Origin of the sequence: Mesorhizobium sp. M1C.F.Ca.ET.210.01.1.1 (genome assembly GCF_004791585.1) — a bacterium.
In the GTDB taxonomy this organism is placed as follows: domain Bacteria; phylum Pseudomonadota; class Alphaproteobacteria; order Rhizobiales; family Rhizobiaceae; genus Mesorhizobium.
On record NZ_SRUU01000069.1, the window covers coordinates 1 to 8,307 of the forward strand.

General features: G+C 60.4%; 7 protein-coding genes and 3 pseudogenes. 2 read left to right on the forward strand and 8 right to left on the reverse strand.

All coding sequences use genetic code 11. The features are described 5' to 3' along the window. The 4 genes and pseudogenes from EN853_RS35000 to EN853_RS35015 form a co-directional block, all read right to left on the reverse strand. A pseudogene (locus EN853_RS35000) lies at positions 1-575 on the reverse strand (pyridoxal-dependent decarboxylase); the annotation flags it as partial. A gap of 60 nt (positions 576-635) precedes the next feature. Further along, positions 636-1,104 (reverse strand): annotated as a pseudogene (locus tag EN853_RS35005) (methylaspartate ammonia-lyase); the annotation flags it as partial. A gap of 1,032 nt (positions 1,105-2,136) precedes the next feature. Then, positions 2,137-2,361, reverse strand: coding sequence for a transposase (locus tag EN853_RS35010; protein ID WP_245454724.1), 225 nt, complete (start codon positions 2,359-2,361; stop codon positions 2,137-2,139). Positions 2,362-2,418: 57 nt separating this feature from the next. Further along, positions 2,419-2,562, reverse strand: a complete 144-nt coding sequence (locus EN853_RS35015) for a hypothetical protein (protein ID WP_245454723.1) — start codon at positions 2,560-2,562, stop codon at positions 2,419-2,421. Positions 2,563-2,572: 10 nt separating this feature from the next. Between EN853_RS35015 and EN853_RS35020 the strand changes: the two genes are divergently transcribed. After that, positions 2,573-2,809 carry a hypothetical protein gene (locus EN853_RS35020; RefSeq protein ID WP_245454722.1) on the forward strand — a complete coding sequence of 79 codons (237 nt, stop codon included), beginning with the start codon at positions 2,573-2,575 and terminating at the stop codon, positions 2,807-2,809. Between the two features lie 330 nt (positions 2,810-3,139). Here the strand turns inward: EN853_RS35020 and EN853_RS32770 are convergent, their stop codons facing one another. Continuing rightward, positions 3,140-4,033, reverse strand: coding sequence for a polysaccharide deacetylase (locus EN853_RS32770; protein ID WP_127863023.1), 894 nt, complete (start codon positions 4,031-4,033; stop codon positions 3,140-3,142). A gap of 565 nt (positions 4,034-4,598) precedes the next feature. Here EN853_RS32770 and EN853_RS35025 point away from each other — a divergent pair. Then, positions 4,599-4,808, forward strand: a pseudogene (locus tag EN853_RS35025) (DDE-type integrase/transposase/recombinase); the annotation flags it as partial. A 25-nt stretch (positions 4,809-4,833) separates the two neighbouring features. Here EN853_RS35025 and EN853_RS32780 read toward each other — a convergent pair. The 3 genes from EN853_RS32780 to EN853_RS32790 form a co-directional block, all read right to left on the reverse strand. Next, the gene (locus EN853_RS32780) at positions 4,834-6,888 is read right to left on the reverse strand and encodes an ABC transporter ATP-binding protein (RefSeq protein ID WP_127863024.1); all 2,055 of its coding nucleotides are present in this window, start codon (positions 6,886-6,888) and stop codon (positions 4,834-4,836) included. After that, positions 6,881-7,759 (reverse strand): ABC transporter permease, encoded by an 879-nt coding sequence (locus EN853_RS32785; RefSeq protein WP_127863025.1) that lies wholly within the window; start codon positions 7,757-7,759, stop codon positions 6,881-6,883. Before EN853_RS32785 ends, EN853_RS32780 begins: the two co-directional genes overlap by 8 nt. Next, positions 7,756-8,307 (reverse strand): ABC transporter permease (locus EN853_RS32790; protein WP_135856015.1); only part of this gene is annotated, 552 nt, incomplete at its 5' end. The genes EN853_RS32790 and EN853_RS32785, both read right to left, overlap by 4 nt.

Sequence of the window (8,307 nt, forward strand, 5' to 3'; positions counted from 1 at the left end):
TGCGACCAGGACGGCATTGAGGCGAGCATCATGACTGTGTTTTCGCTAACTGCTTCAGACATTGCCGAGACGATTGCGCGAAAATTTTCATCCACTGGAACGCGACGGATAGTATATCCGAAATACCGTTCATATTTCTCGAATGTGGGATAGCCCGTCTGCGGAATGACTATTTCTGGTCTGGCGATGTCAGGCCGTCTTTCTTTGGCGTTCGCTAGAGCAGCGGCAGTAGCGAGAAAGAGACTCTCAGAACCGCCACTGGTGATGGCCCCGATTGCATCCTTTCCAGCGTGGAACAAACTAAGCGCCATCTGTATTAGATCGCGTTCAAATTTAACCACGGTAGGGTAGTTGTTGCCCTTCGTAAAAAAGGCAAAGTGAGCGGCCTTGGCAACTTCGAATGTGCCGTCATCAAGCAGGAGCCCGCGGTCATTCAGCCAACGATCTGGGAACGTCGAGCGCGGGTCTGCATCTTGTGAACGCAGATGCTCTAGTTCTTGTTCGATCTCGTCCCGAGTCATGCCACTCTGGGGAAACGAGTAGCCAATAGCGGCTTCATATGGTGTGGCTGGCATGTTGTTTACTCCTCTATGAGCGCTATAATAAGGCTTTGTTTTCGGCTCTGTTTGAAAAAGATCTGCGCATACAACCTCTGCCATGGTGGCCCGCTGGATGTAGGGCCGCTGCGCGAAGGAGCGCCTGGCTGACGCCATGCTCAAGCGCGAGGGGTAGCCGCTCCTGTTCGAATGGCTCAAAAACCTTCGCGCAGGCATCAAGGTAAAGAGACTCATCGACATCGCGAAGCCGTGGCGTCACCACCCGCGACGTCAAATCCGAGATTTGGGCGGTGTCGACCAAAGGATCGCGTCCGCCAGCGCCAGAATACTGAACGCTCATCATGTCGCCCCAAACGACGGTGTCGTCGGTGAGAACAAGCCAGACACTAAGCGAAGATGCCGGAACGCGAAGCAACGTGAACCCAGGCGTTATCGGTTCTCCACCATAGATGAAGCCCTCCTGCACTGCGCCAAGCCTGATGGACGCTTGGTCGTCATAGAAAAAAGCGCCGTTGCCAGGCGCGAGGAGGACGTCTTTGATCTGCACTTTGTATTGCTCGATTCATTTAGAGCCTTGGCGGGCGGACGCACCTCCACCCGCTGCCCGCCAAGTATGCGCCACCTAGCATTGAGTTCGCCAATATAAAGTCTAAGGTGGTGACATCGCGTTTTGAGATGGCCGGCTTGTCGTTAAAGAACGCCGTCGCCCTAAGAATCCACTTTTCCAGATCGACGTCGAGCGGAGCGGCGATGCCGCGAGTATCCGCGACCTTGAGGACTTTGTGCCACCGGACCAGAAGGCGGGAGCACGGCGACGGCTGTGGCATCTATTGCCCAGGCGGGTAGCAAGGGTGCTCGTTCTGGTTCGCGTTGCGGCTTGAAGGGAATGCCTAGTAGACCTCACGCCGCCATACTTCATCGAACTCCCATCCTTGCCATCCACAGCGGATGAGCTCGTCGGCACGTTCGTAAATGAACTCGGCCCTGTCGGCTTGCCACGCAATTCCACACACTGGGTCCCCCGCAGAGCTGACCCGTGCGACGAGGCTCATTGTTCGTCTGAAAGGTCGATCCGAGCAGTGCGACAGCACGTAGGCGCAGTTCACATTTGGTCTTGTACTTGCCAAGGCCGAGTTGGTTCCGGGTGTCTCATTCATGCTCTCAGCCCAGACTTCGTGCTGAGCGGTAAGGTAACAGACATGAGCGCGGCTATGGTGATCGGGTCGACGCTTCCTGGCACCAGCGTGATGGCCCGCAACGCTGAGGCTTCCTCAAATCAATGTTTTAACCACTCGTGCGGTGTTCTGCTCGGGGGCACTTTGCTTATTCTGACGTCGATACCGCCCGACGCGATCAGTCGAGCGTCACGGCCCGTCTGTATGAGACCGGTCCCGCTCCTGTTCATCCAACAAGTTGCGGCATCGTGAACTCGCTCTGGCCGCATCATCCCTCGGTTGGCCACTGTGCCAGCCGCGCCCGAACGTCGGCGACGCGAAGTTGCGGAAGACGCGCTGAGGCGACGATAGCGAGCGCAGAGCCGTACCTGCGCCTTCCAGGCGACCGGACCCTCAGGGCCTCGCTAACCTTGGCGGGATAGCGGTAAGTCCATGCTGCTTCGACCAAGGCGCGGCGGGCGCGTCGATTGCCGACGAGTGTAAGGCTCGATGCGGCCCGTGTCGCCGGTCGAACGCTCCCCCGGAACCAGGCCGAGGAAGGCCATCAACTGTGCCGGTGTATCGAAGCGGCGCACATCTCCGATCTCGGCCGCGAAGATCACTGCCACCAGGAATGAGGCGCCGTGCATCGCCTGATAGGCCCTCGACGACGACCCGCGCCGTTGACCAGTTCGGCACGATGGCGCTCACCTGCCCGTCCAGGCGGCGTAGCCGCTGAACCGCGCCCGGTCGATTTTCTCCTGGAACACGATCTGCTGCGCCGTATGCTCGAAGCTCTGGCGGGCAAGCCCAGCGTCGGTGCGCCAATGTCCAATGACCGCCGTCCTCATAGATCCGGCCATGGCACAGGAGGAAAGAAAGCAGCTGCTGGCGTTTGCGGCGCAGGTCGTCTGCCGCTGCTTCCCGGGCCCGGATCAGATCGCGGACAGCCTCGTGGACTATGTCCGGCACCCACACTTCGGTCAGTTCGCCCGCCCGATGCAGCCGCGCCAGAGTGACCGCGTCCCGTCGGTTGGTTTTGACGCGCTCGCCCGACAGCTTCGGAATCAGGGCGGGCGCAACACCATGCAGTCGTGACCAAGATCGCGGACCTGACGGTAAAGTCCGTAACCAGTCGGCCCGGCCTCGAAGCAGACGTGCAGTCGATCGTACCTTTTTCTCAGCTTTTTGATCGTCCGCTCTATCGCTGCCGGCCTCGCCGACGAACCGGACCTCGCCCGTGCGGCCGCCCTCCGCGATCGCCGCCGCATGCTTCTTCTGGTCTACATCAAACGCGACAAATGCTTCGCTATGCTCTCCCATGGCTCGTCCTCCGTGCGTGAGGATCGGCTCGACGTACCGAGCAACCCTCGTCTCTTAATCGCGCGAAAGGGCGGGCCACCGATCTCAGGCCTCGGAACATGACGTCTAGAGTGTCGGAGTAGCGGTCATCTCTTTCAAATAGCGAGCCACATCACCGTGAGTTGCGACCCAAACGTCAGAGCGACTCGTTATATGGGCAATCAACTCCTCAAGAATGAACATGCGCGATCGGTGGCCGATCACATGAGGATGCATCGTAAGCAGGAAGAGGCCCCCCTCTCCCCAAGCCTGGTCAAATTCCCGCCTGAAGACATCGAGTACTGCCATTGGTGACATCTGCGGTCGCAGCGCAGATTGCAGATCCATATTGAAATAGACGCCGTCGTCGCGGATCCATTCCACCGGAAGTTCAATGATACCGGTAGGCACACCGTCTCCCAGCAACTCGTACGGATCGTCGTCGGCCATGAGAGAAGAGTCGTAAATCAAACCGAGTTCCTGTGCGATCTGCAGCGTGTGTTGCGAAAAGTCCCACGATGGCGTACGCATTCCCAAGGGGCGCTGACCAGAAACTCTTTCCAGTGTATCAGCCGCCCTGCACTGAAGCTCCCGCTCAACCTCGTGAGCAAGAATGCTGTTGAACTCGTGGATCCAACCGTGGATGCCTATTTCATGTCCATCTCCCACGATGCGACGTGCTTCATCTTCATGCAAAAGAGCGGATACAGCAGGGATGAAGAATGTAGCGGAAATTCCATTCCGTTTCAGTGTGTTCAAGATACGGGGCACACCAACCCGCGAGCCATATTCGCCCGCCGATAGGCGGCCGATGGAATTTCCTCCAAGAACCAGTTCAGAAGTTTCGTGATCGCAGTCGAACGATAGTGCCACCGCACAGCGCGCGCCTCCCTTCCAACTGGCAGGCTTTAGCGAGCGCCCTGCGCGCACCTTTCCAACTCTTTGCCGCCAGGTTTCCTCACACCATCCCCAGGGTTCCACTGTATCTCCTTTATCCGAAGTTCGCAGTAATCTATGAGCTGTGCAGGCAATCTGCCTCCATTCCCCCACTCGCGCACACAATGTGATATAGAACAGGATTGTTTTGGGTGCAGGCACGCCAAGCCGTTTAGCAATCAACTAGAAATGCGATTAGTTCTTGGTCACGGTTCTTGCTCCGGCTGCTTTGCATTAAATTCGTCGGGTATATGACCGTGGATGTGATCCCACCGCCGGACTCGTCTCCACCCATCGAGCTCCCTCCCGTCTTATGTTTTACCAGGGTGACTCTAGACTTCGCTCCACTGCAAAGCAGCAGGATCTTTGCAACCTTTTGAATACGGCGCTGTGGCAAGGAGGCTTCGATCATTTTCGGAGGGTTGCAGTGTTCAAAGGCCGTCAGTCGGCACAGTCGAGTTTTGGTTCAGAGAGCAGCGCGACCTGCCGGCGGTCAAGTGCTTCTTCAGAAAGGCGCTGGAGCGTCATGGCCGACCGCCGACTACGAGGCGAGCGTTTCCTGCGACATCACAAATCGCTTGCAGGATCCGCTTGGCGCCGGTTGAAGCCGATCTGCGTCCGCCGGAGCCAGTATTTGAACAATCTGATCGAGCAGGACCATCGGTGGATCAAGCGCCAAGGCCGGCCGATGCTCGGCTTCAAATCAACGGCCGCCACCTCCACCATCCTTTCCGGCATCTTGCGCAAGCGACAGGCGAGGTATGCCTTCAATCCGAATCCGTCCTGGGCCGAGCAGTTCGAATCCTCGCCGCCTGATTGACCTTGCATTAGGCTTCTCTGCGCCGCTATTCAGCCATTGCAACAAAACCGCCTTTTGTGGTCTTCGAGCTTTGGAGCTTGGCCAGCTCCGCATAGGGGATATGGCATCGGATCGAATGTCCGGGCTGTGCCTCGGCTAATGGCGGCTCCTGCTCTTCGCAGATCGCTCCGATCTTGCGCGGGCAGCGTGTGTGAAACACGCAGCCCGACGGCGGATGGGTAGCGCTGGGGATCTCACCGTCAAGACGAATGCGTGACATCTCGGTGTGATCGAGCTTGGGCACGGCCGACAGCAGCGCTTCGGTATAGGGATGGTGCGGGCCGGAGAAAACTTTTTCGGATGGTCCAATCTCCATGATGCGGCCGAGATAGAGCACGGCGATCTTGTCGGAGAGGTAACGCACAACGCCAAGGTCATGCGAGATAAAGATGTAGCTGACGTCTTCTTTCGACTGCAGGTCGGCAAGCAAATTGAGGATCGCCGCCTGCACCGATACGTCGAGCGCCGAGGTCGGCTCGTCGCAGACGACGATCCGCGGGTCGCCGGCGAAGGCGCGCGCGATGGCGACACGCTGTTTCAGTCCGCCCGACAGCTGGCGCGGCTTGACGGTCAGATGTCGGTCGGTCAGCCGCACCGAACGGACGAGATCGTTGAGGCGAGCCTCCAGCGCCTTGCCGGAGAGGCCCGCCAGCCGCTTCAGCGCGCGGCCGATCAGATACCGGACCGAATGCGAGCGGTTGAGTGCGGAGTCCGGATTCTGGAAGACGATCTGCATTGCCTTGATCTGGTCGTCGCTGCGGTTCTCCAGCCTAGGCGCCAGCGGCTTGCCCTCCAGCTCGATCGTGCCGCCTTCGTCCGGTGACACCAGGCCGAGCAGCAGCCTGGCGAAGGTCGTCTTGCCGCTGCCGGATTCGCCGACTAGCCCGAGCGTCTCGCCTGATCGCAGCGTGAGTGATACGTCCTTCACCGCCCGTAGGGCGTTACCATAGGTCTTGTTCAGCCCGGCGACGCGCAGCACCGGCACAGCTGTCGCCTTCGGCGCAAGCGGTGCCACATCCCTCTGCGTCGCGCGCGGCAAGGATTGCGCCTGCTCGTGATAGTGACAGCGCGACAGCCGAACGCCTCGATCGTCACTCAGGTTGTAGAGCGGCGGCAATTCGCTGCGGCAGCGGTCGGTTGCGAGCGCGCAGCGGTCGGCAAAGGCGCAACCCTTGATGTCAACCCCGATGCCGGGCAAGAAGCCCGGAATGGTGTCAAGGCGGCCCTGATGCTTGCGCTGGCCCCCGCGCGGCAGGCAGCGCAAGAGTGCTACGGTATAGGGATGACGCGGATCGCTGAACACGACCTCCGTCGGTCCTTCCTCGACCAGCATGCCGGCATAGAGTACGCCGACGCGGTCGCACATGTTGGAGACGACGGCGAGGTTGTGGCTGATGAACAGGATCGAGGCCGACAGTTCCTGCCTGAGCTGCGCGATCAGGTCGAGCACTTCGGCTTCCACCGTCGCATCGAGGCCCGTCGTCGGCTCGTCGAGGATCAGCATCGTCGGATCGTTGGCCAGCGCCATGGCTATCGCCACGCGTTGCTGCATTCCGCCGGAAAGCTGGTGCGGATAACGCTGCATGACGCCGCCCGGATCGGAGATGCGTACCCGGTTCAGCATGGCGATTGCCTTGTCGATGGCCGCCTGTCCCGTTATGCCGCCGAGTTCAAAAATTTCGGTCAGTTGCCGGCCGACACGGATCGACGGGTTCAGCGCCTTGCCCGGATCCTGGTAGACCATCGAGACACTCTCGGCGCGGGCCCGCCTGAGCGCCTCGGCATCCAGGTTCATCACGTCCTGGCCGTCGAGCGAGATGGCGCCGCCTGTGATCGAGCCGTTTCTCGGCAGATAGCGCACGACGGTGAGCGCCACCGTGGATTTGCCGCAGCCGGACTCGCCGACCAGTCCATAGGCTTCGCCCTGGCCGATGGTGAGGCTGAGGTTGCGGAGCACGGCGCGGTTGCGGCCGGCAACACGGTAGGCCACCGACAGATCGTTGAGTTCGAGCGCGTTTTTGGCCTTGGCGGAACTAGTCATTGAGCGCTCCATGAACGCCGTCGGCCGCCAGGTTGACGCCGATCACCAGGGAGGCGATGGCCAGCGCGTCGAACAGCACCGTCCACCAGAAGCCGCCGCTGATCATGCCGTAATTGTTGGAGATCGAGAGCCCCCAGTCGGGCGAGGGCGGCTGGATCCCGAACCCCAAGAAGCTGAGCGTAGCGACCGCGAAAACCGAGTAGCCGAGGCGCATGGTAGTTTCGACCAGGATCGGCGGGATGACGTTCGGCAGGATCTCGACGAACATCGTATGCAGGGCACTTTCATGTCGAAGCTGTGCCGCCGCGACATAGTCGAGTTCGCGCTCGGCCAGCACGGCGGAGCGCACGGTGCGCGCGATGATTGGAGCGAAGCTGAGGCCAATGACGACGATAACCATCGTCTTGGAGGTGCCGAGCGCCACGATGGCCAGCAGCGCTACGATGACCCCGGGGATCGCCATGAAGGCTTCGAGAAGGCGGCTGACGACATCGTCGACGAGACCGCGAAAATAGCCGGTGAACAGGCCGAGCGCGGTGCCGGCCACGGTCGCCAGCAGTGTCGCCAGCGGCGCAACGGTCAGAATGTCGCGCGAGCCGACGATGACGCGGGAGTAGACATCGCGGCCGATCTGGTCGGTACCGAACCAGTGTTCGGAAGACGGTGGCGCAAGCGCGTTGATGATGTCGGTTGCCAGTGGGTCGTAGGGGACGAAATGCTCGCCGAACAGCGCGCAGGAGATCCAGAACAGGACGATGGCGAAGCCGGTGAGGAAAGTAGCAGACCGCAGCAGCGAAAAGAACACGTCCGCCATCAAGCCGCGCCTGCCTGTATCATCGGGCGTCGGCATGCTCGTGTCGGTGATGGTCATTGGTCTGTCTCCAGCCGAATTCGCGGATTGAGCACGCAGTAGAGAAAGTCGGCGGCCAGGGTGGCGATCGCATAGACGATGCCGATAGTCAGGGTGCCGGCTTCGAGGATCGGAAAATCCTTGCCCCGCGCCGCGGTAAAGATCAGCGAGCCGATGCCCTGGTAGCGGAACAGCGTCTCGATCACCACCAGGCCGCCGATGAGATAGCCGGTCTGGGTGGCGATGACGGTGATGGTCGGCAGCAGCGCATTGCGCAGGACATGGCGCCAGATCACCGTTCGCCACGGCAGGCCCTTGAGCACCGCTGTTCGTGTATAGTCGGCATCGAGTGCCTCGATCATGCCGGAGCGCGCCATGCGGGCGATGTAGCCGAACAGCACCAGGAACAGCGGCAGCGAAGGCAGGATCAGGTAATAGAGTTGGGTGAACAAGCCGGCATCCCGCGGCCATGCGGCCGAAATCGGCAGCCAGCGCAGCCAGACCCCGAAAATCAGGATCAGGATGATGCCGGTGACGAATTCGGGCAGCACCGTCACCGACAGGCCGCC